The following is a 25,503-nucleotide window of genomic DNA, read 5'->3' as shown; positions in this document are numbered from 1 at the left end:
CTCATAGCTTGCAGAGCCACGTTCTGAGAAATCACGTTGATCGGGCGATCAGGACCGCCGACTTGGGACCAGTTTGTGATTTCACCAGAGAAAATACCTGCCCAATTCATCTTTGTCGAGCTGATCAACAGGGTTTTGTGCGTGTGTCACAACAACCATACTATCAACCGCGATGATGTGCTCTTGGTTTGGGCTGACCATGCTGCCGGCACCATCGGCACGTAGCGCACGCGCTTCATCAACGGTGATACGGCGCGATGACATGCCGATGTTTGCTTCGCTTGCCAGCAGCGCTTCAAAAGCGTTGTCGTCGTTTGTTGCCGATACCAGATAGGCACCGATCTCATCGCCAAAGCCGCCGTCGTCGATCAGTGTTGCCACTGTTTCGCCTGCGGATGCGTTTGTCAGTTCCGCGTCTGCATCAAGTGCAGAGGCAAAGCCTGTCATCAACAAAGGCATCATACCTTGGCCAATCGCCTCTGAACCAACGATGGTCACGTCCGCTGTGATGTTTTCAAAGGATGGGCATGCTGCCCCTTCGCAAACCATACTGCTGGCCGCGATACGCAGTTCGCCCAACGCGGTGCGAACGATATATGTGTCGTCGCGGAAATCGATGAATTCGCCGGTTACGTTAATCGTACCGTCTGTTGATCTCAGTGTGACTTCTGCAGCAATACCTGCGGAAGGCAACAAGAGCCCGGACGCCAGCGCGATAGCTGCGACCGACGTCTTCAGTTGTTCTTTGAGATTGAACGCCACTGTTTTCTCTCCTACCTAAATTATTAGAGTGATTGGCCCGTTACCAACGACCCAAATAAATCTGTTAGAAACTGACACATCACGCCGGCTTCCTTTGCACTTGGAAACAAAGCGGGTAAATTGGCGAAAATTGTGTCCAAATATTGTTTCTTTCTAAGGCATTTCTTGGCGCAGGACCGCATGAAATCGTTTAACGCTATCCGATGCGCACACCTGTTGATTGCGACAGGCACGGCTATTGCATTGATTTTGTGCTCATTATTCGGGCAGGCCTTAAAATCACCGATAACACAGCAGTGACCATACGCAGCCTTTGCGCATACAAATGCCGTCACGCGGATGGAATCGCCGACACATTTGTTTCCAAAACGCGAACGGCAGCTTAACCACTCTTTTGGCAGATCGAGTCGGTCTAATGATGCCGTTCGGCGCTATCAGTCGCCGTCCGCGATACCCTCTGCCCGTTTGCGCGCCCGCCGGGCACGGTAACTTGGCAACAGCACCAAGAGCCCGGCCAGAACAAGCAGACCCAGCGTCATCGGACGCTCAAGAATAAAATCAAGACCGCGATAAAGCTGCATTGACCGTGCAAAGTTATCTTCAAGCATTGTGCCCAGAATAAAGCCGATCAGAAGCGGTGCCAGCGGATAATCAGCAAAGCGGAAAATCGTTGCCATGACGCCAAGGCCCACAAGCAACAATAACTCAGTCGCGTTATTCTGCCCGATATAGGCCCCCATCAACGTGAAGAACAGGATAAAGGGGATCAGATAATTGCGCGGGATCGACAGGATTTTGGCGATATACGGGATAAGCGGCAGGTTCAGCACCAACAACACCAGATTGCCGATAAACATCGAAATGATGACGGCCCAGAAAATCTCTGGTGTGTCTGTCATCAAACGCGGGCCGGGTGTCACATTCAACGCGATCAATGCGCCCAATAGAATGGCCGTGGTGCCAGAACCGGGAATGCCGAGTGTCAGTAAGGGCACAAAAGACCCTGTGCAAGCAGCATTGTTGGCCGTTTCAGGTGCGGCTAGCCCTTTGACAGAGCCTTTGCCGAACTCTGCCTGTTCTTCGCCCTTCGCGATATTGCGTTCCACCGCATAGCCCAGGAAGGACGCGATCGTGGCCCCTGCCCCCGGCAAGACACCGATAAAGAAGCCCTGCACAGATTGGCGCCCGATCACCGGGATCATCGCTTTGCCTTCTTCGCGCGAAAACCGCAGATTGGTGATCTTGTTGCTGCCACCTTCGGCATTGCCGGCCCCGCGCGCGGGGTTCAGCACAAGAAACAGCGCCTCTGGCAAGGCAAACATTGCCATGGCAAGGGTGATAAAGCTGATACCAGATTGCAGGTCCATCATACCCATCGTGAAACGGGGCATGTTAAAAAGTGCACCCTCACCCACAGTCGCAAGGATCAAACCAAGGATCGTCATCATGAGTGCCTTGGCGACTTGGCCTGTGCCAGCGAAAGCTGCAATCGCGGAAAGCCCCACGACCATCAGCGCAAAGTATTCGGCGGAATGGAATAGAAGTGCGACAGACGACAAAGCCGGCGCAAAGATCATCAAAAGGATCGCGCCAATCGTCCCACCAGCAAAGCTGGCCACAGCTGCAATGGTCAGCGCCTTACCCGCCTGCCCCTTTCGGGCCATCGGGTAGCCATCAAAACTGGTGGCGACAGTCCCTGCCACCCCCGGTGCGTTCAGCAAAATAGATGAAGTCGATCCACCAAAAATCGCGCCATAATAAACGCCTGCCAGCAAGATCAGCGCCGCCGCAGGATCACCCAGCGTAATCGCCACGGGGATCATAATCGCGATAATCGACATTGGCCCAAGACCGGGCAACATGCCGATAAACGTGCCGATCAGACAACCAGCGACAACCATCAGAATGTTCTTGACAGAAAATGCGGCCTCAAGACCGATGAAAATACCTTCTAGCATGACCTACATCCCCATGAAGAATGGAAAAGGACGCAGGAAGATGCCCAGCACCTCTTGCACCAGATACCAGACAAAACCTGTGGCAAGGGCCGCAACAGGGATCATGACATGGAACTTGCGTTCGCCAAGAATCGTGCTGCCAATCACCAAAAATGTCGTGGTGGAAATCAGAAAACCCGCAGGGCGCAGCATCAGCGCATAAAGCACCATAAGTCCCAGCAGCATCAATGCTTGCCCGATCTTATAGTCGCCCAACCGGCGATAATTGATCTCGGTGGCACTTGGGGCGTCCTCAGTTTCATCAGCTTTCTCAACACCAAACAAGACGATCAGGCCAACGATGATCCCAAGCACAGCCAGCACCTTGGGAAAGGTCGACGGCCAGACCGGATTACGTTGCATGAATGGGGGCAGAAGCTGATCCATCGTGAAAAATGCAGCATAACCATAAATGCAGCAAAATGTGACAAAGATCAGCGCGATCCAACGATCCAGCGCCATGAACTTCCCTCCCCGAAAATTCTTATGTTGTGACCGCCCCACGTCGCCGGGGGGCGGTCTTGTGACTATCGCTTAAAGAAAGCCGAGTGTCTTCATCAGATCACCGATCACCTGTTCCTGCTCTTCCAGGAACGTGCGGAAATCGTCGCCATTGTTGTAGATGTTGACCCAACCGTTGCGTGCGCGCACTTCTTCCCATTCAGGAGTGTCGTACATCTTGGCAATCGCATCCTGCATCATGGCCAGCTTGTCATCAGGCAAACCGGGGGCTGCAAAGAAACCACGCCAGTTGACGAACGTTGTATCAAGGCCCTGCTCTTTCATGGTTGGCGCATCTTCGAACGCGGCAACGCGTTCATCCGATGTGACACCAAGAATGCGGACTTCACCTTGCTGGGCCAGCGTCACTGCTTCGGAGAAACCAGTCGAAAGCGCCTGAATTTCGCCAGACAGCAGACCCGCCATCGCAGCGCCACCGGCATCATACGGGATGTAGTTGAACGCGGTCGGGTCTTCGCCAGCCGCCTGCATCACAGACGCAGCCACAAGGTGATCCAAACCACCGGGGACCGACCCACCACCAATGGCAAAGCTCATGCCATCAGCACGGTAAGCGGCCAGCAGATCATCCATGGACTGGATCGGGCTGTCGGTGTTCACAACGATTGTGGCGTAGTCACCGATTGTACCTGCAACAAGTGTCAGGTCACGAAAGCTTTGCGGGAACACGCCTGTCAACGACCGGATCACGATAGGCGTGGAATTCACCATCATCGTATTCGGCAGCGAATCCGCGTTTTCAATCAGGTGGGCAATCGCCACACCGCCGCCACCACCGGACATGTTTTCGTAAGATGCGTTGCCAACAAGGCCCGCGCCTGTCAGCGCCTCGCCTGTGCCGCGCGCTGTGCCGTCCCAGCCGCCACCAGCGCCGCCGGGGATCAGAAAGTTAATCTCGTCCATCACCTGATGGCCATCCGCCGCAGCGGGGTTTGTGAATGCCAGCGTGACGGCAGCAGCGGCCATCACAACCCGGCGGGTCATGTTCATTGTCATGTGGTTTCCTCCCATTTGACAGGCGGGGATTCCCCGCCCATGGTTCACTACCGCATGCCAAGCTGACACAAGCCTGACACGGGCGGTACGGGAGACGAAGATCAATGCGCTTTTTGCTCGTTGAAGATAACAATGAACTGGGTGATGCGGTTGTTGCCCGGCTATCGCTGGATGGCCATGCCGTTGATCACGCAAAAACGCTGGCAGAGGCTGATGAATGGCTGGCTGTGGCCGACTATGACCTGATGCTGCTGGATGTGATGCTGCCAGACGGTGACGGGCGCGAATTCCTGCGCAAGACACGCACAACCGAGCGTATGCCTGTCATTGTGCTGACCGCACGCAGTCAAGTCTCTGATCGTGTTGATACACTTGATCTTGGCGCAGACGATTATATCACAAAACCTTTTGATTTCGGAGAGTTAGAAGCCAGATGTCGTGCTGTTCTGCGCAGGCGCGGCACACCGACACCAGCCTTGATACCCTTGGGTGACGCGTTGTTTGATCCTTCTGGCGGCACGCTAAGCCATGACGGTGAGACGAAACCTTTGCGCAACCGCGAACTGCGGCTTTTAGAGGTGTTTGCCCGGAACAAAGGCCAAATCCTGTCCAAATCACAACTGCTCGACCGGCTTTTCTCGCAGGATGCGGAAGTCAGTGAAAACGCGATTGAGGTTTATGTCGCAAGACTGCGCAAACGCTTGTTCGCCGCGGGCGTCGAGATTGAAACCGTGCGCGGTGTCGGTTACCGGATGAACTGGGCATGAGCGATGCAACCGCCGGCCCATTTTGGTGGCGGTCCATAGGACAACGCCTGACGATCCTATTGGCGGGCATTGCCGCGGTTTTGGCAATTTTGTCTTGGTGGATGGTCACCAGCTTTGCCCGCGAGGCGGCAGAGCGGACACAAGACAGTGTGTTGGTGGCATCAGCAACCACTATCGCCGAGGCTTTGCGGAGCGAACAAGGCACCATCCTGCTGGAACTGCCCTACTCTGCCTTTGCCATGCTGGGTGCGATTGGCGAAGACCGCGTGTTCTACCGGGTGGCTGCGAATGATGAAACGCTCACCGGATATGATGATCTGATCCCACCCAGCACGCCTGAACGGCCGGGTGACATTGCTGTCAGGACCATTGATTATCGGGGCGATCAGGTACGCACGGTGACCGTCAGGCGCACCGTTCTTGCAGGTCAGCAACCCGTCCCCGTTTTGGTGACTGTCGCGCAAACCCGTACTGGCGTGGAAGCGATTGGATCGGGGCTGTCCCAAACTGCGGCAGTATTGTCTGTGGCGCTTTTTATACTTGCCGTTGGACTGGGTGCGTTTGCTGCGGGCAATGCCCTGAAACCACTCAATAGTTTCGCGCAAGCTGTCACCCGACGCGGTCCATCTGATCTGCGCCCCTTGCGCCGCAAGGTCCCCGATGAACTGTCCCCGCTTTTGATCGCCCTTAACCGCCTGATGGAGCGGCTAGGGCAATCCATCCGGCGCTCCGAAGAATTTATCGCCGAGGCCGCACATCGCGTGCGTACCCCCCTCGCTACGGTACGCGCACAGGCAGAATTGGCACTGCATACCGTTGAAAAAGACGACGAAAAGCAGATGTTGCGTCGGATTATCCGTGCTGTTGATGAAAGCTCGCGTTCGGCCAGTCAACTTTTGGATCATGCCACGGTCAGTTTTCGCGCTGATGCGTTGACGCAAGAACAGGTCGATCTGGCTGATCTTGCCGCGCGCGTGACCGAAGGGCTGCAACCAACCGCCGAGATGAAAGATATCGCAATCGAACTTGAAGGGAACGGTCCGGCCAACGTTTTGGGTGATGCGATCCTTCTGGAAAGCGCGCTGCGGAATGTGTTGGACAATTCAGTGAAATATTCGCCCGCAGAGACAGAAATAAAAGTAACGCTGGATCGTGCAGATGATCAGCATTGGCGGTTGATTGTACGTGATCATGGGCGTGGCTTTTCTGCAAACTCGCTGCCTGAACTGACCGAACGGTTCAAGCGCGGCGGCAACGTTGATATGATTGTGGGCTCTGGCCTTGGCCTGACAATCGCCGAAGAGGTTTTGATCGCCCATGGCGGTCGCCTGAAGTTAACGACCCCAACAGATGGAGCAGGCGCATGCGTTTCACTGATCTTGCCCGCGGCCTGACAGCTGCCATTTGCTTGGCAGCTTTTGGAGGTCCGTTATCAGCGTTAGAGCTTGAAGACCAAAAGTTCTACCCAGGCACCAGTGACACGATAATCAAGGTGATCTCTACCGGCGATCTTGATGTATTCGAGCCGTTTATACAGCAATTTCAAACGGAAAACCCGACCATTGGCGTCGACTATTACGTGACATCCAGCGCAGAGCTTCACCATGCAATCAAGGGCGGAGCGGTCTTTGATGTTGCGATGTCATCGGCCATGGACCTTCAATTTCAACTGGCCAATGATGGCGCGGCACAGGCCTATAGCTCGCAAGTGACTGACGCTTTGCCGGTCTGGGCCGGTTGGCGCAATCAGGTTTTTGCCTTCACCGCCGAACCCGCCGTCGCTGTCATTTCGCGAGATCTTTTTGCCGGGTTGGACCGCCCGACAACCCGGCAAGAGCTGATCACATTACTGCGCCAAAGCCCCGAAAAGTTTGAAAATACGATCGGCACGTATGATGTACGCACCAGCGGTCTGGGCTATCTTTTTGCCACACAAGAAGCGCGCAATTCCGATACGTACTGGCGGCTGTCAGAACTGATGGGCACGCGGGGGACCGCGCTTTATTGTTGCTCTGCACAGATGATTGACGATGTGGCCGCTGGGCGCCTTACCCTCGCCTATAACGTACTTGGTTCTTACGCGGCAGAACGGATCGCGCGTGATGACCGGCTCGAAATTCTTGAGTTGGAAGATTATGCCACCGTGATGCTGCGCACGGCACTGATCCCCGTGACAGCCACCGAAACAGAAGGCGCGGGATTGTTTCTTGACCGGCTATTGCAGGAAGGGATGCGCGAGACGTCGTCGGTTTGGGCCCTGCCCCCATTGGGTGCCGCTGACACGCCAGAAGCACGCGCCTATGGTCCCATCCGGCTTGGTCCGGCGCTGCTTGTCTATCTCGACAAACTGAACCGCGACGCGTTTCTACGCGCCTGGAGCGACGCCGTTGTACAACCATGACACGCTGTAGCATCATCCGATCGGGAACGCCCAGCAAGTAAAACAAGCCCCTGTCATCATGGGCTTCACATTTATTCGCGCAGGCCTGACCTAAAGGGCCAAAACAAGCTCTGCCTTCAGACCGCCCAGTCTTTTGCTTTCACCCAACCGCAAAACACCACCATGGGTTCGTGCGATGTCGGCCACGATGGAAAGCCCCAGTCCAACGCCACTGCCCTTATCCTGATTGCGCGCCGGATCAAGCCGCACAAAGGGGCTAAGCGCCTCATCACGCTGCTCAGGTGGGATACCGGGGCCGTCATCTTCGACCCAGAACCGGATCGCGCGGTCGGTAACACTGACCCCGATTTCCGCCTTCTTGCCATAGCGCAGCGCATTCCCAATCAGATTATCCAAAGCGCGGCGGATCGCCAGTGGACGCAGGCTCACCGGGTCATCTGATCCCTCCATCGCGCCCAATGTTACATCCTGCCCCATCCGTTTGGCATTATCCAAAACGGCATGCACGATGTCAGAAGGCTTTGTTGCCTCCAGACTGTCGCCGGCATCGGTGCGCGCAAAATCAAGGAAGGCGTTTAAAAGCCGTTCCATGTCATCGACATCATGGACCAGCGGTTCGGCATCCTTCGGGTCCAACATGGATAGGCCAAGACGCATGCGGGTCAACGGCGTGCGTAAGTCATGGCTGACACCAGACAACATCATGGTGCGGCTTTGGGTCTGCCGCTCTAGCCTGTTGCGCATATCCAGAAAAGCCATGCCAGCCGCGCGCACCTCGACAGCGCCTGTTGGCGTAAACGGGGTAATCCGCCCTTTGCCGTAATCGGCGGCGGCACGTGCCATGCGTTTGATAGGACGCAACTGATTGCGCAAGAAAAGATACGCAATAGCCGTCATCAGCGCGCCCAAGACGACCATGATCACAATCAACTGATGCGGATTTGATGCCGAAACACGACGGCGCCTAAGCTCCATTTTCATCGGGCCATGGCGCGTTTCGGCCCAAACGATCACACGACGGCGATCTTCCAATGAAACGCCAAGAATGCCCGCGACACCGTCGCGCAACGTTTCAATTACCGTATGGCCGGTAAGATCGGCAAAGGGCCGTATATCCTCGGAAATCGCATCATCGGCAGGCAGGACCGTCGCAATTTCCAAGGGGGCATCAATTTGTCCGACAGCGCTGCGCGCGCTTGTCAGATCGGGCTGCGCATTTGCGGTATCGACCAAAAACCGCAGCTCAATATTAACAGCACTTGTCATAAGCCGGGTTACGCCCTCAAAATGGCGTTGGATAAACACAACCGAGACCAGCAATTGCAACAGCAAAACAGGCAGCACCAGAATAAGCGCCGCCCGGGCGTAAATGCCACGCGGCATGTATTTCTTGAGCCAAACAAAGAACATAGAACTACGCTAGCCGCCTTGACCGGAAACGGAAAGCGATTGTGAACGCGCCTTTCGCACCAATCGCGGGGCAACCGCTCAAACTGGCTGATGATCTGGCGTTGGTATTGGCGCCCAACCCCTCGCCTATGACGTATCTGGGTACAAATACATATGTGCTGGGCTGTGCGCAGCTGGTAATCATCGACCCAGGACCGGCCGATTCGACCCATTTGCGGGCACTAGAGCGCGTTATTGCGGGGCGACCTGTTTCACATATTTTGCTGACACACAGTCATCTCGATCACTCACCGCTTGCGACAGCACTCTCATCGCTTACGGGCGCACTGGTCTATGCTTACGGCGACAGCACCGCGGGCCGCAGTGCCATTATGGCGCAATTGGCGCGCGAAGGTCTGGCAGGTGGTGGTGAAGGGATTGATCGTGACTTCAAACCGGACAGATATTTGCAAGATGGTGAGGTGCTAACGGCTGACTGCGGGCAAATCACAGCGATCCATACGCCCGGGCATATTGGCAATCACCTTAGCTTTATGTGGCGTGATGCCATTTTCACCGGTGATCATGTGATGGGATGGGCCAGCTCTCTTGTTTCGCCGCCTGATGGGGATTTGACGGATTTCATGGTATCCTGTGCACGTCTTAAAACCTGCGAGGCATCCGTTTTCTACCCCAGTCATGGCGCACCGATCGCTGATCCCAAGGCGCGTCTTGCGTGGTTGGTAAATCACCGGCTGGACCGCGAAGCGCAAATCCTGTCTGCCCTGTCAGATCGGCCAACCCGTATCGCGGAAATCACCGCAACGGTATATCATGACGTGACGCCGGGCTTGCGTGCCGCTGCGGCGCGCAATGTCTTTGCGCATCTGGTCGATCTTTACCAAAAGGGAAAAGTTACCGCCCATCCCGTTCTTTCGACGACGGCCACTTTTGTAAAATCCTGATGTCCGCTGCGGCATTTCAAAAGTTTCACAAATCGGGACAAATCCCTCTGGACCTCTCGGAATCGCATTGCTATATGGGCGCGAGTGTTCCGACGTAGCTCAGCGGTAGAGCAGTTGACTGTTAATCAATTGGTCGTAGGTTCGATCCCTACCGTCGGAGCCATAATTACCCCAATATTATGCTACGATATGATGATGTGGAAACATCCGCTGTGCGCACGCTTTCACTCCACTGATGTACATGAAAATAGCCCTTCGCCAGACTAGAAATCTTGCCACATATCTTCTGCATGTTGTGCCCGTCTGCCGCCGCCTGCAGCGGCAGCGGCAGGCCGATTATGGTCCGGCTCTGCTTGTTCTTGTATCGCTGGTTGTGGCACGAATTCGCTAATATTATCGGCCACCGGTTTGCGCGTGACCTGCGCATCATCCAGTTGGAACTGATTGACCAGTTGTTCCAGTTCTGCGGCATCGCCGTTCAAAGCGTGGCTGCTTGCTGTCGCTTCTTCGACCATGGCGGCGTTCTGTTGAGTAACTTTATCAAGTTGGGTGACCCCGATATTAATCTCGCCAATCCCAATTGATTGCTCTTCCGCGCCGGATGCAATTTCAGCCACAAGATCAGAGATATGATTGATATGACTGGCAATCTTTGTCAGCACCTCGCCTGCTTGTCCGACAAGATTGACCCCGCGCGCCACTTGCGCAGAGCTTTCGCCGATCAAGGATTTGATCTGTTTGGCCGCATCGGACGAACGTTGCGCCAAAGCACGCACTTCGGAGGCGACAACAGCAAAACCACGGCCGGCTTCACCGGCGCGTGCGGCCTCTACCCCGGCATTCAGCGCCAGAAGGTTGGTCTGGAATGCGATGTCGTCAATCACACCAATAATCTGCGATATCTCTTGTGATGATCCTTCAATTTCGGTCATGGCACGCACTGTGTCTTGGACAACAGGTTCGCTTTCATCAGCATCCTTGCGCGCGCTTGACACAACGTCTTTGACCTGTCGGGCCCCATCCGCGGCTGATTTGACGCTTGCAGTCATTTCATCCAGCGCCGCTGCCGTTTGTTCCAAGGTTGCGGCCTGGTTTTCGGTGCGGCGCGACAGATCATCAGAGGCTACCTCAAGTCTTTTCAGATTGCGTTCGTGGTCTTATCCGCGCTGCGGCTTAAGATCAGCTTAAGCGCCACCGGCTGCCCATCGCGCCTAGGATCTGAACAAGCAGGCCAGCCAACGGCGCTGTTTCTTATTTCAGGATGGCGTCTATTTCTTGCGCGCTGCATAGTCTGCGAACGCACCAAAATATCGCAGCAGGCATACCAAGAAAATAGGACGTACCCACCGGTGAGCACCCGAGCCAAGATGAGCTAGTGACCAACCGCGCGATATTCACCGACGCCTATGCCGTCATGCCCAAAGGCACGATGTGCTACATCGTGACCAGCGCTTTCCTGTGGGTTCTGGCCCGCCCGTTAAGCGGCTTGGCCAAAACATTTTCACATTTTATGATGGAAGACTGCTGCCATTCGATCTGTTGAACCAAATATCTGCGCCTATACAGTGAGACAGATTGCGCAAACTGGCCGTAGGCTGCATCTTTCTGACAACTGGGATAGGATATTGCCGATATGCAGGTCGACGGAACACTAACTGCCACGCATCACCGTAGGTTTGGTCAGCTTGAAGCGTGGGCGCATTCAGCCTTCCCCAGAGGGCCTAGGGCAAAGACATTCGCCCTTGTCAGCGGTGCCGTAGTGCTTTGGGCGAGCTGGCCTGCGCTTGCGACCATTGCCTACCCAGCTCCACCTTTGCTGGTTCTGGGGGCATCGGCATTGATTGGCTTTCTATTTTCCTTTGTTCTGGCTGCCAAACAAAAGACGCTCACGACCTTCGCGACCGTTCCATTCAAGACGCTAGCTTTTGTTGCCGTTGGTTTGATGGGCAACAATGCGTTCTATCTGGCCGCAATCGCCCGGATTGGCCCTGCGGAGGCCAACGTGGTTCATTATCTATGGCCAGTCTTTCTTGTCGTGCTGGCGTCTGCACTGCACCGACGCGCACCATCCGTGCTTCAGACCGTGGGTATTACCTGCGGTTTTGTAGGCGTTGCGGTCGCCCTTTCTCCGCAAATGGGTGGAAACCTTGATCTGATCGGTGTGCTGCTTGGTGCATGTGGTGCGCTTACGTTTGCGATCTATTCGGTGGGTCGCTCGCTTGCAAAGGTCGAGACAAACGTCGTTGGCCCCTCACTTGGGTTGGCAGGCATCGCAGCACTGGCCGCACATTTCGCCTTTGAACCGGTCTACTGGCCGACTACAGGTCAATGGCTTGCCATTGTTCTCATGGGCATTGGCCCTTTCACTGCCGCAAATATCTTTTGGGACAAGGCCACACGGGAAGGGTCTGCCGCGACAATCTCCAGCTTGGCATTTCTGACGCCACTGGTTGCCATGATGTTGCTGGCCGTATTCGGCCTTGGTGTCGTCACCATCGCCACGGTCGTTGGTGCTCTCTTTGCAATCTTGGGAGCAGTGTTAAGCGCCGGCTCAAAATGACAATGTGAGAGACCGCCATGGAATTTCCACCCATCATCGCTGCGATCGTGTTTGTGGGTTTTCTCGCACTCATCAGTCTCGGCCCGAATTTTGTACTGACAACATCCGCAGCGGTATCCAAATCGCGCCGCCACGCGATCTGGACGGCTTGCGGCATCGCAATAGGGTCATTTGCTTGGGCAGGTGCGGCGGCACTTGGCATTGTATCGGTCTTTGAGGCGCTGCCGCTGCTAGGTTTTGCGCTGAAAGTCTTGGTATAGCCTATTTGCTCTACCTCGGCGTTAAGCTGTTGCGCTCAAACGGGTTTCAGCCAAACGCGAACCAGACAGCCGGTACAACTAGCGGAGCGCGGGGCTTCTGGCGCGGCTTCCTCGCAAATATGACCAACCCCAAGTCAGATGCTTACTATGCCAGTGTTTTTGCAGCCTTTCTCACACCTGACATGTCAGTTTGGGTCTTGGTGCTGCTCATCGCAGCTATGTCTTTGGTCTGGCATGTCCTGATCGCCATCAGCTTTTCAGCATCGCGTGTTCAGACTCGATACATATCGGTTTCAAAGTATGTTGATCAGCTTTGCGGGGGCGTTCTGATTTTCCTTGGTCTGCGTTTAGCCTAGGATGACCGATAATACCACGATCACGAAAGCAGGCGTCCGTGCATCTGCAGCATTCGGTGGCTTTAGACTGAAACAGCCGTTTGCAGCACATAAATCAGCGGCTCTATTCTGGCCTCAATTCAAATTCTCAAAAATAAACTGACGGACAGAACGTCTACCTTACTACCCCGGTAGCCCATTGTTTATTAATAATAATTCTAGGATGTCACGTTTTCATACCACTGCATGCTGTAAACTAGAGGCATTGGTCAGCGCGAATTAATATAGTTCAGCGTGTCCGATTGGTGGATGCACAAACGCTACTGCTTGGCTTGAAATACCCAAACGAAGCACCGAAGTCCTCATAACCGGCTCACGTTTATCACTTCACACCGCCGACATCAGGAAGTTCGCCGGCGTCTCCATCATTGTCGCTGTCGTCCGATCCAGAATCGCTGGCGATCACCGCCCCGACGAGCAAAAGCGCGACAAGGGGCACAACCCAACTGGCCGTTGCGCCTTGCGTGACTGGTGCAGGTTCCGCGATTACGGGTGGCTCCTCGACAATAGCTGCTGCCAAACCGCCCGCCGACGCGAAGCCCGGTGTGACCATAGATATGGTCAAAGCTGCGCTTAGTATCTTAACAAATGAATCGGCCATTACCCACTCCGCCTATTGAAAAACATACGGAAAAGGACTGAATTGCGTGGCGACTGTCAAGGTACACTATGGGTCACTGCGCCCCGCAGAAGGCAATAATCAGGACCGAGCACATGCTTTTATGCGCCCTGTCTTCGGTTTAAAAGCGGCATGATGACAGGCAAAATCCGCTCCTACCAAACAGCCCGCGACGTCGGTGAGGGCTGTCGCAAAATGATCATTAAAGCCCAATGATACATGCATGTTTGGGAAAGACGATAGCGACAGTTCCCGCACATTTGCCCTGCCAAATCGGATCGTTTTGTGACACTAATCTGCTGGTCTTGGCAGAGCTCAGATGCGGCGGATTATATTTTTTTGATGGGGCAATAGCCAAGTCAGCCTTTAAGCGAAAATCCGCCAAAAAAAACACAGTTTTGCCGTATTCCATTGACGCAAACACTTTGACGCGCTCTTAAAGGCTCAATAAATCAGGAACTTAAGTTTCATTGTCTCAATGAAACACTGCGTGGGGGCGCTTGTGATGAAGTTATGTCTCACTGAATTCATCGTGCATCCCGCGCGGACACCCAGATTTCCTCATACTTAGCATGATGCAGCCATAGCATCGCCCGTGGCAGCGGCATGCAGACATATCTGATCGGCCTACGGTCACACTAATCCCCAATACCAGTAAAGAACTCACGTCCAGAGAGGACAATGTTATGACATATCAAAATTACCGTTGGTTTGCGTTTTCAGAACAAGACTTGTTGAAAGGGGCCGATGGTGATTGCTCAATCAGTGTTGGGGATGTGATCAACGTCCCAACGCAGGCAAACTACGAACTGAGCGTCAAAGATAACGATCATCGCCTGAGCGGTGATAAGCGCGATCAGTCCGTTGACGACAGCCAAAAAGCCTTTGTGAACGGACATGCGATTACTGGGCAAGATATGTATGCGGAACGCGTTTTTACGCTTTGTGGTTCAGACGGTCAGTACTATCAGCTGCTTGAAATTGAGATCGAACATTACTCAGCCCCCGGCAAGGGTGATGACTTTTTTACTTTCGTTGGTGACGTGCCGCCAGCCGGAGTGCAGCTAGAGATTGTCTCTGTTGATAACGTTGACGGCTGTGGCGTTGCCTATTCTGATTTGATGTCAGTTCCCACGCAAAATCCAAAGAATGTCGACCCTGTCTTCGACAACCTGCCTGACGATAATATCCTTATGGTCGCTGAAAACGAAACTGCGGTTATCGACGTAGATGCGACAGACCCAGACGGTGATGACATCACATATAGTATCGTTCCCGGTAAAGATGGTGATGCTTTCAAAATAGACCCCAAGACTGGCGAACTGAGCTTTGTAGCGCCTCCAAACTTCGAACAACCGACCGACGTGACTGGGGGTGACAATACCTACGACGTCACCATCCGGGCCGATGATGGGCAAGGCGGTGTCGTCGATAAAACATTATGGGTCAAGGTACAGGACGTCGATGAAGGTGATGCACCGGTTTGCATCGTTATAGAAGCCGAGACAATGGACCTGTCTGGTTTTGACGTGCGTCAGGGTCATAACGCTTCGAGCGCCGGTATTGTCAGGCTATCAGATTTAGGAAGCAGCGGCGAAATCAGCACCACCTTTAATGGCGCGGCCGGCGCTTATGATCTGTCGCTCTTTGTACAAGATGAAAGCGACGGCCAATCCGACCTGCAAATCAAGGTGAATGGCACTGTCGTTGGGCAGGCAACCTTGGACGCCGATACCGATGATCGTGGCAATGATAACGGTCAGTTTTCCGAAGTCGCCTTTCCACAGATTATGCTTCATCCGGGTGATACGGTCGCGATTGTTGCGACGGGTGATAAGGGTGAATTTGTCCGCATCGACAAGATTGAGCTGTGTCAGGACGGCGGCGTTTGCCCCGAGGGCTTTGCTTTGTTGGATTTCGAAGGTTTTGACGCGGGAATTGTTGTCAGCGATCAATTCGATGGCGTGACGATTACCGCGCAGCGTGATCGCAACAATACCGATGACAATGATGCGATGTTGTTTGATTCCGCTAATCCAACGGGCGGCGATACCGATTTGGCCTATGAGGATCAGGGCAACCTCTTGATCGTGTCAGAAGACAACGACAGCGACGATCCCGATGATGCGGTTGGTGGCACCATCACATTCGACTTCGATGCCCCCTCTGATCTGCATGACATCAAGATCCTTGACGTTGAAGAACCGGGTGGAACGATCACACTCACATTCGCAAATGGCGAAACCCGGATTATCGACATTCCCGTAGGCGGCAACAACAGCGAACAGACCATTGCATTGGATGCGGCGGGCGTTACCCAAATGCAGATTAATCTGGTCGGTTCTGGCGCGGTGGATGATCTGTGCTGGGCACCTGGCACCCCTGCGCCTGATGTTGGTAGTTTGTCTGGTCGTGTGTTTATGGATGCCGATGACAACGGTGTTGATGATGCTGAGATGGGTGTGGCCGGTGTGACGGTGACGCTTGTGGGTGCGGATGGCACGGATCTGGCCACGACGCAGACCGGGCCGGATGGCTCTTATCAGTTCGACGGTCTGGCACCGGGTGATTACACGGTGCGCTTCCCCACCGATGTGGATGGCAAGGTGCTGGTCGGTCAGGACTTGGGCGATGATGACAGCATTGACAGTGATGCCAACACCGGCACCGGTCTGACTGCGCCAGTCACGGTTGTGGCCGGTGCAACCACGCCCGATGTAGATGCAGGGATCGCCGATCCGGGGACCGTGGCGATTACAGGTACGCTCTTTATGGATACCGACAAGTCCGGCACCCAAAGCGAGGGCGACATGCCCGTAGCAGGCGCCGTTGTGACCCTGCTTAAGGATGGTGTGACCTTTGGGATGACCGAGACCGGTCAGGATGGCAGCTACAGCTTTGATGATCTGGAGGCGGGCGACGACTATGTCGTGCAGTTCGGCAACCCCACCGACAAGGTCTTTACCGATCAGGATGCAGGCGATGATGACGCCATCGATAGCGATGCCAATGCAACCGGCCAGACTGCCCCGATCACCGTGGTCGCAGGCGAGACCACGCCGGATGTGGATGCAGGTCTCGTCGACCCGGGCACAGCATCATTGGGTGGCCGTGTCTTTGTGGATAGCAACGACGACAGCATCGACAACAATAATGGGGACGAGGCCGCACTTGCAGGCGTGCCGGTAACCTTGCTGGATCGCGAAGGCAATGTGGTCGCCACGACCGAGACCGGCGCAGACGGATCATACCTGTTCGAAGATCTCGACGCAGGCGATTATGTGGTCTCCTTCCCCGATACCTTCAACGATCTGGTGCTGGTGGATCAGGACGCTGGTGATGATGATACGGCCGACAGCGATGCAGGCCTTAATGGCAACACAGCCCCGATCAGTGTCAGCATCGGCGCAGATATCCGCGATATAGACGCCGGGCTTGAAGCACCCGCCGCTTTGGTTGGTAGTTTGTCTGGTCGTGTGTTTATGGATGCCGATGACAACGGTGTTGATGATGCTGAGATGGGTGTGGCCGGTGTGACGGTAACGCTTGTGGGTGCGGATGGCACGGATCTGGCCACGACGCAGACCGGGCCGGATGGCTCTTATCAGTTCGACGGTCTGGCACCGGGTGATTACACGGTGCGCTTCCCCACCGATGTGGATGGCAAGGTGCTGGTCGGTCAGGACGTGGGCGATGATGACAGCATTGACAGTGACGCCGACACCGGCACCGGTCTGACTGCGCCAGTCACGGTTGTGGCCGGTGCCACCACGCCCGATGTAGATGCCGGGATCGCCGATCCAGGCACGGCGTCTTTGGCGGGCCGCATCTTTACGGACGCCGATGGCAATGACGTGGACGATGCCGAGATGGGGGTCGGCGGGGTCACCGTGACCTTGCAGGATGCGGATGGCGACGTGGTTGCCACCACCCAAACCGGCGCGGATGGGTCCTACATCTTTGGGAACCTCGACGCAGGCGATTATGTGGTTGTCTTTCCGACCCAGACCGCTGACGGTAAGGTGCTGGTCGGTCAGGACGCGGGCGATGATGATACCGTGGACAGCGATGCAGGTCCTGATGGCACGGCAGCACCCATCAGCATCGGCATTGGCGAGGATATCACCGACGTCGACGCCGGCGTGACCGATCCAGGCACGGCGTCCCTGGGGGGGCGTTTCTTTGTGGATGCCGACAAGGATGATCTGGAAGGCGATGGCGATACCAGTGTCTCTGGTGCGACGGTGCAGCTGCTGCTGGGCGGCATAGTTGTGGCAACAACCACAACCGACGCCGAAGGGGCGTATCTGTTTGCGGACCTGGAGGCCGGCGATTACACGGTCGTCTTCACCAACCCCACCGACAATGTCTTTGTGACGTCTGATGCAGGCGGTGATGACACCGTCGACAGTGACGGTATCGACAACGGCGACGGCACAGCCACAACCGCCCCCGTCAGCATCGGCATCGGCGACAACATCCGCGACGTCGACGTCGGCATCGCAGACCCTGGGACGGCGTCCTTGGGCGACACTGTCTTTATCGATGAAAACCGCAATGGAATTCTCGATGATGGCGAAAGCACACTTGCAGATGTTGATGTCATGCTTTTCGATGACACCGGGACGGTCATTGCATCAACAACCACTGACGAAAACGGTCAGTATCTGTTCGATGATCTGAACGCCGGCACATACAATATTCTGTTTGAGGAGGTCGATGGTTTCGACTTTACAACCGCGAATGCTGGTGGTGATGCAGGGACAGATAGCGATGCGGATGCAGCCACAGGACGCACCGGTGATATCGCTCTGGATATTGGCGTGGCCGACCTGACAATTGATGCTGGGCTTATTGTCGAAAACGCCGCTCCCGTTTCTGTTGATGACGCTGGCATGGTCTGTGCACTTGAAACAACGACGATTGATGTTTTGGCAAACGATACTGACGCCGCTGGCGGCACGGTTGCCCTTGCCACTGTCAATGGCGTGAACCTCACCATCGGCGAGAGCACGACACTTGAGAGTGGTGCTGTTGTGACGCTCAACAATGATGGCACTTTGGATTATGACAGCACAAATGCTGTGATCGATGGGGTTGCGGCGGCTGACATGCTGATCGGTGATACGTTCAATGACAGCTTTGCTTATACAATCTCAGACGGGCTTGGTGAAACGGACGATGGGCAGGTCGCTGTTGAAGTCAAAGGTGTGCTCAACACCGTCGATACTATTGCTGAGACACTGCCGACCGAAGCGACGACAACCCAAGGTGGTTTCCGGGTTGGTCTTGGGTATTCAACCACAATTGACGGGACAGGTGATAGCCGCCTTGATGGACTGTTCATTGAATCTGCGTATTGCATCGAGCGCGAGGAAGACTTTGTTGCTGATGTTGCCGTTTCCATGGACATCGCTGTCGGGTCCGAGGGCAGTGTCGATGATGCCGCCTTCAGCAATAATCTTGTCGATAATCTGGATGCGATCAACTGGCTTCTCAACCAGGATTTCACCAATCAAAGCAACGGAGACACCAGCGGGGCAACAGCCGGGCGCAATTATACCGAAGCTGAAATCCAGCATGCAATTTGGGGCCTGACCGATGGCAACTCTGAATTCAAGATCGCTACATTCTTTGGCAGCTTCTATAACGGCACACAAGAGAACGTGGATGAGCTTCTTGCGCTGGCGTTGGAACAGGGTGAGGGATACGAGGCGGGTGAAGGTGACTTACTGACCCTCATACTTGATCCGACCGACGTTCAGGCAGGTGTTTCCGAGGATGAAGACTACGACCAAGCCTTCATCGTCACGGTTTCGTTTGATGACTTCATGCAAGACGCGGTTTGCTAAGCCAAGCGGGGGCTGGATGGGTCATTGACGCAAGTCAGTGTCTTTCTACGACCAACAGATGATCGTCCTTTGGACTTGGTCGGCGCGTGCAAAATAGATGAAGAACGCATCATGCTATCGTGTGAATGATGCGCTTTGCCTCCCCCTTCGCATTGCATTTTGTGGTGGAGGCTTGCTGTTTTTATGCAAGTGACCAAGATCGTCACCTTCTGCGCGTTTCCAATATGCTTGGCGGTTTTCTCCGCAACATATACGAAAGTCACATCAGTCGTGTGAACGATCACTGTCGGATGTTTGCAGGTCAATCCCGCAACAGCTCAGCTTTTGAGGCGCCCCTAAATGTTCATATTTAGGGGCAGCTTCGTCCCCTGTTCGGGGACGGCATGACCAATGTCGCAAAAAGCTAGGTGGCGGACAGACAGTCTGACGATGTGGACCTCAGTGCCGTTTTCAAGACCTAACTAAAGGTCAGTAGCTTTCAAATAATATATTGCGTTTTCAATGGGCTGTTCCTAGCTGGCGGATAAGCTTTTGGTTTTGTTCGAATGATGGTTTTCGGCCCCAATGGCGAAAAATCTGGACCTTGGGCTGCGTCAGACAAACACGGAAACGAACAAAAATGATCACTAAAGACCTTCAACTCAAGTCCCTGCCAAAGGGCAACCACAAGATTATGATGGGGCTGCAATACAAGTCCAATGGCGACGGTACGGGCAGCTTTCAGGGCCGCTACACAGTGGGCGGTGATCCTGTCACTATGTCGCTTGGCACCTATCCAACTATTCGACTTTCTGAGGCCAAGGATGCACACACACAGCACCAGTTGGATGCAAAGAAGGGGCTGAACCCAAAGAAAGCGGTTGAGGCCGTTGTGCAGGCCAATCTGTCGTCAGGCACGACCTTTGCCGATGTTCTGCCCTTGGCTTATGCCGACATTCAACGCGGCTGGAAAAACGGCGGCAAGGGATATGGGTTCATGACCAAGATGGACGCAATCGTGATCCCTGCTATCGGCACAATGGAGATTGCGGAAATCCGGCCCAAGCATCTCGCCGACATGGCGCGGCCTCTTTGGCAGGACAAATACCCAACCATCGACAAGGCCCTGTTGTTTGCCGGGCAGGTTCTGCAATGGGCAGAGAAAAACGACTCTGACGCCGATGGCGGTGCAGCCCAACGCTTCAATCTGTGGCACTTACAACTGACATGCTGGATATTGTGCGGGGGCAGAAAGAGCGCGGCGACAGCGCGGTGCAGTGATTGTGCTATCGCTTTGCGTTGCCGGTCATTAGAAACGATAGACTGCGCCGATGCGAATTTCCCCGAAACGAAAACTGCCAGTGACGCTATCGCTGCCGAACTCCGGGTCCTCTAACTCATATTGAAGCAGGTCCGCTTTTAAGGCGAAAGTCTCATTGATGTCATAAATGATGCCAAGCCCGGCGGTCCAACCCGTTAGCGCTTCATCAAAATCACAATCCGAACCGCCACATGCGCCAGTATCTGCGTGACCAGAAGCGCGCGCTATGGCAACGCCACCTGTAATATATGGCGTAAAGGCACCCTGCTTATAACCGATCAGCGCCCGCCCAGTGGCAATAGCGCTAACCTCCGCCCTGCAAGCCTCATCTGGAGCGTTGGTAATGCAAGGAGTGGTATCTACGAGCACTTGGCCAGAGTCATAGTTGCCGAACGAGATGTCAGCCTCAACTGCAAACACCACATTTCCTGTCCGCGCAACCTCATATCCAATCCCAATGACGGCTGCTGCGCCCTCCATCGGAACCTCTGTTGTGGAGTCTACGGGAACATAGGTGTATTCAGGCTGCACGCCGATGGGCGCGCTTACCTGCCCAAACGCATAGAATTCGGACCACTGAGGCGCAAACATGGCAGAGGCATCAACCGCTGGCGTCTCATGTGTCTCAGCTAGTGCGACGGTTGTGAAGCTAATGAAGGTGGTTGTTAACAGAAGAAATCGTTTCATTTGAAGGTCCTTTCAGAGGTCAATTGGAACAAGTTTGGCGCACGTCGTGCGGTCATGCCCTCAGTTAGGTGGCCATCAAGGAAAGATAATGGCTCAATATTGTTATGTTGTTGTTTTAATTAGTCAGCATCGGCTTCATTCCAGCGTTTCAGATCAGAACACGCCAATCATTGGCTTCGCCTTTGGCATGGGTAGGGGGGGTAAAAAATCTGAGCATTTGCTTGCTGGATACCGGACACCCCAACTAACAGAAATTTTTCCAGAAATTAGGAAAATTGTTTTGTTGTGCATATCATAACTGTGGCGCAATAATCGTAAATCTCGGTGCCGCATGGAAATGCCCGGAACTGTAACCGTTTGCGTTTGCCTTGCTGTTTGATGTGCTGATTTGATATTATGCCCGCATGGATAACGCCGATGACAGCAACGAAATGGGCCCGGCAGAACAGACTTTTCGCGCTATTGCCCATGAGTTCTTTACGCAAAGCGACGCTACCTTTCAGACCGAAGTAGACCAGATGGCGGGGGGCGACGCCTCATTGCGGCGCAAGTTGCTAGACGCCCGCATCAGGTATCTGACCAACCTAAACTGAAAATTTCTTTCAACGGAAAAACAAATGAAGCCTGAATTTACACTTGATTGGAATTGCGTAATTGAAGTTGAGGAACAACGGCCTCAAGCCCAAGACGTGCTCGAATTGATTAACCGACACCGCAAGGGCGATATTGAGGTTGCGTTGCTTGCCGCGTCAGCGTCAGAAAACACCCGCTCAAAGAGATTTCCGGGACACGCAAACATATTTAAGGACAGGGTTGCTGCGCTAGGTTGGCAAAACTTACCAATCGTTTTGATGCCATGCATATTTGACCTCAGCTACATGGATTTCTGTTACTGTGTTGGCGATGACTTCCAGCGCGATATGGATGCACTTTGGGAAGTCATAGCGCCAAACTTGCCAAACCGCCCATCGAATTTCTTGCCAGATGGTACTGAACTGAACGGCACAGCTATCCAATCGGAGGCACTGTCGAAGTGGCGTAATACTTGGTGCGATGTTGTTTCGGCTTACTCGCACATTCACGCTGGCCGAGACGTCTTCGTGACGAACAACACCAAGGACTTTCAGAAAAACTCCGTTGGACTGTCCAAATTGGGGATGCAGCACATTGCGACGCCTGAGTTGGCACTTTTAAGGATTTCCGAGGCCACATAGTGCTACCGATAGTGCCGCAGCCCCGGATTATCCCTGCGCGCCCTGTCGCCCGGTGTCATGGGCTTAACGCGCTTTTCTGGCGGTAGGGCAAGGATCGCGCCTTTGATTACCTGTAGGGCCTCTTCTAGCGTGGCTGTGGTGCCTTTGGTGCCGGGATCAGTCCACGTAACCCACACTGCCGTCTATGTGGAGTTGTGCGCTGGTCCAGAGATGCCCGCGCAACGGGGCGACCACCTTTGTACCTGATCAACCAATCATCGCCGCTCTGAGCGAGGTGGTGCGGGTATTTGTAACGGGTGAAATCGGAACGCAACATAAGATGCGAGAATATCAGATGTTCTCAAATCGTTCTAGGGGGTATTTTGGAGCAGAGCGCGGGCCGTGCGTCGTACCAAGGGGAGATGGTCCCCCAAGGTCGATGCGTTTGGCGCGTGGGTTCAACGCAGCGCAGGGCTGTGGCGAAGTCAGGACGCGTGCAGACAATCAGCATGTTTCGGATGAGAACAAGCCCACCACCGCCGACCTTGGCCTGACCCGCAAGCAAATCCACGACGCGCGGCACCTTGCCCACGTCGCAGCCCCGCGACATTCTGCGCTCATTTCCATAAAAAGGACGCCCGCCACGTCACACCGGAAACGGTTGGCGGGCCGACCCTTTGGAGCAAATCAGCAAGTACGTCTAAAAGGTGACGCAACGTCATCAAGGGTCAGTAGCAATCTGCAAAAATCTGGACCTGAGATGGACCTTGGCGATTTCCATTTTCATAGAACCCCTTATTTATATGACGATTACTGATTTTGTGGCGGACAGACAGGGATTCGAACCCTGGAGACGGTCTCCCGCCTACACACTTTCCAGGCGTGCGCCTTCGACCACTCGGCCACCTGTCCGTGACGCGGGGTTTAGCCTCAAGTGCCCGGACTTTGCAAGACCCTAGACATATGTTTGTGAGCCCCCTTTACGGCAGCCCCAACTGCACCTTACAAAAGAAGCTTCGATGATGAGAGGCCTATCAGCACATGCTGCACGATCCGCCGAAAACCGGCAAAGCTGAAAGGCCAAGCGAAACGACGCGTCTGCAGACCGGTGCACTGTTGATTATTGCCTTTGCTGTGGTGCTTTTCTTGCTGGTGCAAGCGCGGTTTGTGCTGATCTCGCTGGCCACGGCGATTATTCTTTTCAGCCTGACCAGCGATGTGATCAACTTTATTGCCCGCCAAAGGGTTGGGCCCTTTCGCATTCCCAACACACTTGCCAGTATCGCGGCGATGGTGCTGATTGCAGCTGCTTTGCTGACACTGACGTCAATCCTGTTGGCACAAGTGAACACTGTCCTTGTCACAACCCTGTCTTATGCTGAACGCGCGCCCTCTGCCGTCGCGTCGCTTTTTGCGTTTCTGGGTGAGGACAGCCAGCTGGCGGTCTTCAATGCGTTGCAATCTGTCGAAATCTCAAGCTATTTGCGTGGTGCCGCCAGTCAGGCAAGCGGTGTGACGCAGGGCACCGTGCTGATCATTCTCTTTGTGGGCTTTTTGTTTGCAGAGCGGATTTGGTTTCAGACCAAGCTCCTCAGCCTTGTCGGCGATGAGGTGCAGGCAGAGCGCGTGGGTAAAATCATTCAGTCTATCATTCATCGCGTGAACTATTATCTGTTGGTGAAGACCGTGATCAGCGCAATCACCGGCGCGATGATTTTTGTTCTGGCTCAGGCGTTCAGCCTTGAGCTGGCGACATCGCTGGGCATCATCACCTTTGTGCTGAACTTCATACCAAACATCGGCTCTATCGTCGCAACTGCTTTGATCGCGCTGGTGGCCCATGTGGAGCTTGGCGATGCAACGATCACCCTTGCCATCTTTGCCATTGCTGGCGTCATTCAATTTATCAACGGCAGTATCATTGATCCGATGTTGATGGGGCGCGCGCTGCGCCTGTCGTCATTTGGGATCATTCTGTCACTGGCTTTTTGGGGTGCGGTTTGGGGCATTCCGGGGATGTTTCTTTCGGTGCCAATCATGGTGATGCTGTTGGTTGTATGCAGCCATGTGCCAAACCTGCGCAATGTCGCTGTTCTGCTTTCGCGCGAAGGATTGCCAGAATCCGAAAAGATGCTGGATCAACCGATTGAGCGTGATTTGTTTGGACAGGACCTGCGCCGCGATTAGCGGTTCGCGCGAGGTGCCGGTGGTGGCTTGTCTGCCATGGGCTGACGGGCAAAATACGTCACATCTTCGGTAAAGTACTGATAGCTATCTGCATTTTCGATCGCCCGGCGCGCATCGCGTTGCGCCATCTGCGAACACTCGCTGCGTGAATAGCAATGATCCTCGGTCTGCGCGACTGGCCGAAAATGCGAAATTTCGTGCACAATTGTCCCCTCGCGTGTTCCGTTGTCAGACCGCCTATCGCCTGGGCGCAGCGCCGTCAAAGGTGGCAGATTGAAAAATGACGGACACAAATGCATCAAATAAGGTTCGTGCGCATAAACCCATGCATAGTTCCCACCATCGCATCCTTCATCCGTAACCAGATCGCATTGTGCCGTGACAGCACCACTGCGTAGTGCAACCACGATAGATTTAAGGCTTGCGCGAACCTGTTCGGCGTTTGCTGCCGAATAATCCCCGAACCAGCGCTGATAATCTGCCGTGTCGCCGACTGCGACCGCTGCTTTCAGTGTGAGGTCTTTTGCAGTGCCGAACGCGTCATCAATAATCCTGGACTGTTCCACGTCGCATCCGGCAAACCTGCTGTCTGCTGCGGCAGGCAGGCTGGCGCAGGTCAACCCCACCAAAAGGATTACAAAACGCCACATA

General features: G+C 54.4%; 23 protein-coding genes, 2 tRNA genes and 2 pseudogenes. 14 read left to right on the top strand and 13 right to left on the bottom strand.

All coding sequences use genetic code 11. From position 1 onward, the window contains the following. From RCCS2_RS18850 to RCCS2_RS13205, 5 genes are all read right to left on the bottom strand, one after another. Nucleotides 1–110: substrate-binding domain-containing protein (locus RCCS2_RS18850; RefSeq protein WP_008235008.1), on the bottom strand; the 110-nt coding region annotated here is incomplete at its 3' end. Next, complete coding sequence (locus RCCS2_RS18585; protein ID WP_008235004.1) at nt 82–762, bottom strand: OmpA/MotB; 681 nt, start codon at nt 760–762, stop codon at nt 82–84. The genes RCCS2_RS18850 and RCCS2_RS18585, both read right to left, overlap by 29 nt. 434 nt (nt 763–1,196) lie before the next feature. After that, nucleotides 1,197–2,720: a tripartite tricarboxylate transporter permease gene (locus RCCS2_RS13215; RefSeq protein WP_008235002.1), complete on the bottom strand. Its 1,524-nt coding sequence runs from the start codon at nt 2,718–2,720 to the stop codon at nt 1,197–1,199. 3 nt (nt 2,721–2,723) lie between these two features. Then, nucleotides 2,724–3,221, bottom strand: coding sequence for a tripartite tricarboxylate transporter TctB family protein (locus RCCS2_RS13210; protein ID WP_008235001.1), 498 nt, complete (start codon nt 3,219–3,221; stop codon nt 2,724–2,726). Nucleotides 3,222–3,293: 72 nt separating this feature from the next. After that, entirely contained in the window at nt 3,294–4,277 is a 984-nt protein-coding gene (locus tag RCCS2_RS13205) for a Bug family tripartite tricarboxylate transporter substrate binding protein (protein ID WP_008234999.1), read from the bottom strand. A 104-nt stretch (nt 4,278–4,381) separates the two neighbouring features. On the opposite strand from RCCS2_RS13205, the gene RCCS2_RS13200 reads away from it, so the two are divergent. From RCCS2_RS13200 to RCCS2_RS13190, 3 genes are read left to right on the top strand one after another with little or no spacing between them, the layout of a single operon-like run. Continuing rightward, the gene (locus tag RCCS2_RS13200; RefSeq protein WP_008234997.1) at nt 4,382–5,044 is read left to right on the top strand and encodes a response regulator transcription factor; all 663 of its coding nucleotides are present in this window, start codon (nt 4,382–4,384) and stop codon (nt 5,042–5,044) included. Next, entirely contained in the window at nt 5,041–6,438 is a 1,398-nt protein-coding gene (locus tag RCCS2_RS13195; protein ID WP_008234994.1) for a sensor histidine kinase, read from the top strand. Before RCCS2_RS13200 ends, RCCS2_RS13195 begins: the two co-directional genes overlap by 4 nt. After that, a complete protein-coding gene (locus RCCS2_RS13190) occupies nt 6,408–7,445 on the top strand; it encodes an ABC transporter substrate-binding protein (protein ID WP_008234993.1) in 1,038 nt (345 codons plus the stop codon). The genes RCCS2_RS13195 and RCCS2_RS13190 overlap by 31 nt, the downstream gene beginning before the upstream one ends. 90 nt (nt 7,446–7,535) lie before the next feature. On the opposite strand, the gene RCCS2_RS13185 is transcribed toward RCCS2_RS13190, so the two are convergent. Continuing rightward, a complete protein-coding gene (locus RCCS2_RS13185) occupies nt 7,536–8,855 on the bottom strand; it encodes an ATP-binding protein (protein ID WP_008234991.1) in 1,320 nt (439 codons plus the stop codon). Nucleotides 8,856–8,896: 41 nt separating this feature from the next. Between RCCS2_RS13185 and RCCS2_RS13180 the strand changes: the two genes are divergently transcribed. After that, nucleotides 8,897–9,799, top strand: a complete 903-nt coding sequence (locus RCCS2_RS13180; RefSeq protein WP_008234989.1) for an MBL fold metallo-hydrolase — start codon at nt 8,897–8,899, stop codon at nt 9,797–9,799. Between the two features lie 88 nt (nt 9,800–9,887). Beyond that, nucleotides 9,888–9,962, top strand: a tRNA-Asn gene (locus RCCS2_RS13175). Between the two features lie 100 nt (nt 9,963–10,062). Here the strand turns inward: RCCS2_RS13175 and RCCS2_RS13170 are convergent. After that, nucleotides 10,063–10,764: pseudogene (locus tag RCCS2_RS13170) on the bottom strand (methyl-accepting chemotaxis protein); the annotation flags it as partial. Nucleotides 10,765–11,174: 410 nt separating this feature from the next. On the opposite strand from RCCS2_RS13170, the pseudogene RCCS2_RS18430 reads away from it, so the two are divergent. The 4 genes and pseudogenes from RCCS2_RS18430 to RCCS2_RS18780 all read left to right on the top strand — a co-directional run. Next, a pseudogene (locus RCCS2_RS18430) lies at nt 11,175–11,318 on the top strand ((S)-ureidoglycine aminohydrolase); the annotation flags it as partial. A 114-nt stretch (nt 11,319–11,432) separates the two neighbouring features. Next, complete coding sequence (locus RCCS2_RS13165; RefSeq protein ID WP_083791195.1) at nt 11,433–12,359, top strand: DMT family transporter; 927 nt, start codon at nt 11,433–11,435, stop codon at nt 12,357–12,359. Between the two features lie 17 nt (nt 12,360–12,376). Further along, complete coding sequence (locus RCCS2_RS18785) at nt 12,377–12,619, top strand: LysE family transporter (protein WP_008234976.1); 243 nt, start codon at nt 12,377–12,379, stop codon at nt 12,617–12,619. Between the two features lie 5 nt (nt 12,620–12,624). Further along, nucleotides 12,625–12,975: a LysE family translocator gene (locus RCCS2_RS18780; RefSeq protein WP_198007047.1), complete on the top strand. Its 351-nt coding sequence runs from the start codon at nt 12,625–12,627 to the stop codon at nt 12,973–12,975. Nucleotides 12,976–13,336: 361 nt separating this feature from the next. Here the strand turns inward: RCCS2_RS18780 and RCCS2_RS13155 are convergent, their stop codons facing one another. Together RCCS2_RS13155 and RCCS2_RS13150 are read right to left on the bottom strand one after the other, a co-directional pair. Continuing rightward, nucleotides 13,337–13,615 carry a hypothetical protein gene (locus tag RCCS2_RS13155; RefSeq protein ID WP_008234974.1) on the bottom strand — a complete coding sequence of 93 codons (279 nt, stop codon included), beginning with the start codon at nt 13,613–13,615 and terminating at the stop codon, nt 13,337–13,339. A gap of 220 nt (nt 13,616–13,835) precedes the next feature. Next, nucleotides 13,836–14,045, bottom strand: a complete 210-nt coding sequence (locus RCCS2_RS13150) for a hypothetical protein (protein WP_008234973.1) — start codon at nt 14,043–14,045, stop codon at nt 13,836–13,838. A 274-nt stretch (nt 14,046–14,319) separates the two neighbouring features. On the opposite strand from RCCS2_RS13150, the gene RCCS2_RS13145 reads away from it, so the two are divergent. Then, complete coding sequence (locus tag RCCS2_RS13145) at nt 14,320–19,485, top strand: SdrD B-like domain-containing protein (protein ID WP_008234972.1); 5,166 nt, start codon at nt 14,320–14,322, stop codon at nt 19,483–19,485. A gap of 619 nt (nt 19,486–20,104) precedes the next feature. Continuing rightward, on the top strand, nt 20,105–20,860 hold the full coding sequence (locus RCCS2_RS18425) for an Arm DNA-binding domain-containing protein (RefSeq protein WP_008234967.1): 756 nt from the start codon (nt 20,105–20,107) through the stop codon (nt 20,858–20,860). Here the strand turns inward: RCCS2_RS18425 and RCCS2_RS18195 are convergent. Beyond that, nucleotides 20,774–21,472 carry an outer membrane protein gene (locus RCCS2_RS18195; protein WP_083791192.1) on the bottom strand — a complete coding sequence of 233 codons (699 nt, stop codon included), beginning with the start codon at nt 21,470–21,472 and terminating at the stop codon, nt 20,774–20,776. The genes RCCS2_RS18425 and RCCS2_RS18195 overlap by 87 nt on opposite strands. A 404-nt stretch (nt 21,473–21,876) precedes the next feature. Between RCCS2_RS18195 and RCCS2_RS13130 the strand changes: the two genes are divergently transcribed. Beyond that, nucleotides 21,877–22,065 carry a hypothetical protein gene (locus RCCS2_RS13130; protein WP_008234964.1) on the top strand — a complete coding sequence of 63 codons (189 nt, stop codon included), beginning with the start codon at nt 21,877–21,879 and terminating at the stop codon, nt 22,063–22,065. 24 nt (nt 22,066–22,089) lie between these two features. Beyond that, nucleotides 22,090–22,686: a hypothetical protein gene (locus tag RCCS2_RS13125; RefSeq protein ID WP_008234963.1), complete on the top strand. Its 597-nt coding sequence runs from the start codon at nt 22,090–22,092 to the stop codon at nt 22,684–22,686. 2 nt (nt 22,687–22,688) lie between these two features. Here the strand turns inward: RCCS2_RS13125 and RCCS2_RS18420 are convergent, their stop codons facing one another. Both RCCS2_RS18420 and RCCS2_RS13115 read right to left on the bottom strand, forming a co-directional pair. Beyond that, on the bottom strand, nt 22,689–22,862 hold the full coding sequence (locus RCCS2_RS18420; protein ID WP_156788545.1) for a hypothetical protein: 174 nt from the start codon (nt 22,860–22,862) through the stop codon (nt 22,689–22,691). 625 nt (nt 22,863–23,487) lie between these two features. Further along, nucleotides 23,488–23,577, bottom strand: a tRNA-Ser gene (locus RCCS2_RS13115). A gap of 129 nt (nt 23,578–23,706) precedes the next feature. On the opposite strand from RCCS2_RS13115, the gene RCCS2_RS13110 reads away from it, so the two are divergent. Next, on the top strand, nt 23,707–24,852 hold the full coding sequence (locus tag RCCS2_RS13110; protein ID WP_008234962.1) for an AI-2E family transporter: 1,146 nt from the start codon (nt 23,707–23,709) through the stop codon (nt 24,850–24,852). On the opposite strand, the gene RCCS2_RS13105 is transcribed toward RCCS2_RS13110, so the two are convergent. Continuing rightward, nucleotides 24,849–25,502, bottom strand: coding sequence for a M35 family metallo-endopeptidase (locus RCCS2_RS13105; RefSeq protein ID WP_008234961.1), 654 nt, complete (start codon nt 25,500–25,502; stop codon nt 24,849–24,851). The genes RCCS2_RS13110 and RCCS2_RS13105 overlap by 4 nt on opposite strands. Nucleotide 25,503 lies beyond the last annotated feature (1 nt).

The organism is Roseobacter sp. CCS2, from assembly GCF_000169435.1.
Classification (GTDB): domain Bacteria; phylum Pseudomonadota; class Alphaproteobacteria; order Rhodobacterales; family Rhodobacteraceae; genus Yoonia.
Note: the sequence above shows the minus strand (reverse complement) of the source record. Positions and strands in the feature narration are given on the sequence as shown.

Coding starts and splice junctions, on each gene's coding strand:
- RCCS2_RS13125 (WP_008234963.1), top strand. CDS start 22,090: ATGAAGCCTGAATTTACACTTGATTGGAATTGCGTAATTGAAGTTGAG.
- RCCS2_RS13185 (WP_008234991.1), bottom strand. CDS start 8,855: ATGTTCTTTGTTTGGCTCAAGAAATACATGCCGCGTGGCATTTACGCC.
- RCCS2_RS13150 (WP_008234973.1), bottom strand. CDS start 14,045: ATGGAATACGGCAAAACTGTGTTTTTTTTGGCGGATTTTCGCTTAAAG.
- RCCS2_RS13215 (WP_008235002.1), bottom strand. CDS start 2,720: ATGCTAGAAGGTATTTTCATCGGTCTTGAGGCCGCATTTTCTGTCAAG.
- RCCS2_RS18785 (WP_008234976.1), top strand. CDS start 12,377: ATGGAATTTCCACCCATCATCGCTGCGATCGTGTTTGTGGGTTTTCTC.
- RCCS2_RS13145 (WP_008234972.1), top strand. CDS start 14,320: ATGACATATCAAAATTACCGTTGGTTTGCGTTTTCAGAACAAGACTTG.
- RCCS2_RS13200 (WP_008234997.1), top strand. CDS start 4,382: ATGCGCTTTTTGCTCGTTGAAGATAACAATGAACTGGGTGATGCGGTT.
- RCCS2_RS13105 (WP_008234961.1), bottom strand. CDS start 25,502: ATGTGGCGTTTTGTAATCCTTTTGGTGGGGTTGACCTGCGCCAGCCTG.
- RCCS2_RS13195 (WP_008234994.1), top strand. CDS start 5,041: ATGAGCGATGCAACCGCCGGCCCATTTTGGTGGCGGTCCATAGGACAA.
- RCCS2_RS13205 (WP_008234999.1), bottom strand. CDS start 4,277: ATGACAATGAACATGACCCGCCGGGTTGTGATGGCCGCTGCTGCCGTC.
- RCCS2_RS13165 (WP_083791195.1), top strand. CDS start 11,433: ATGCAGGTCGACGGAACACTAACTGCCACGCATCACCGTAGGTTTGGT.
- RCCS2_RS18425 (WP_008234967.1), top strand. CDS start 20,105: ATGATCACTAAAGACCTTCAACTCAAGTCCCTGCCAAAGGGCAACCAC.
- RCCS2_RS13130 (WP_008234964.1), top strand. CDS start 21,877: ATGGATAACGCCGATGACAGCAACGAAATGGGCCCGGCAGAACAGACT.
- RCCS2_RS18195 (WP_083791192.1), bottom strand. CDS start 21,472: ATGAAACGATTTCTTCTGTTAACAACCACCTTCATTAGCTTCACAACC.
- RCCS2_RS13110 (WP_008234962.1), top strand. CDS start 23,707: ATGCTGCACGATCCGCCGAAAACCGGCAAAGCTGAAAGGCCAAGCGAA.
- RCCS2_RS13155 (WP_008234974.1), bottom strand. CDS start 13,615: ATGGCCGATTCATTTGTTAAGATACTAAGCGCAGCTTTGACCATATCT.
- RCCS2_RS13190 (WP_008234993.1), top strand. CDS start 6,408: ATGCGTTTCACTGATCTTGCCCGCGGCCTGACAGCTGCCATTTGCTTG.
- RCCS2_RS13210 (WP_008235001.1), bottom strand. CDS start 3,221: ATGGCGCTGGATCGTTGGATCGCGCTGATCTTTGTCACATTTTGCTGC.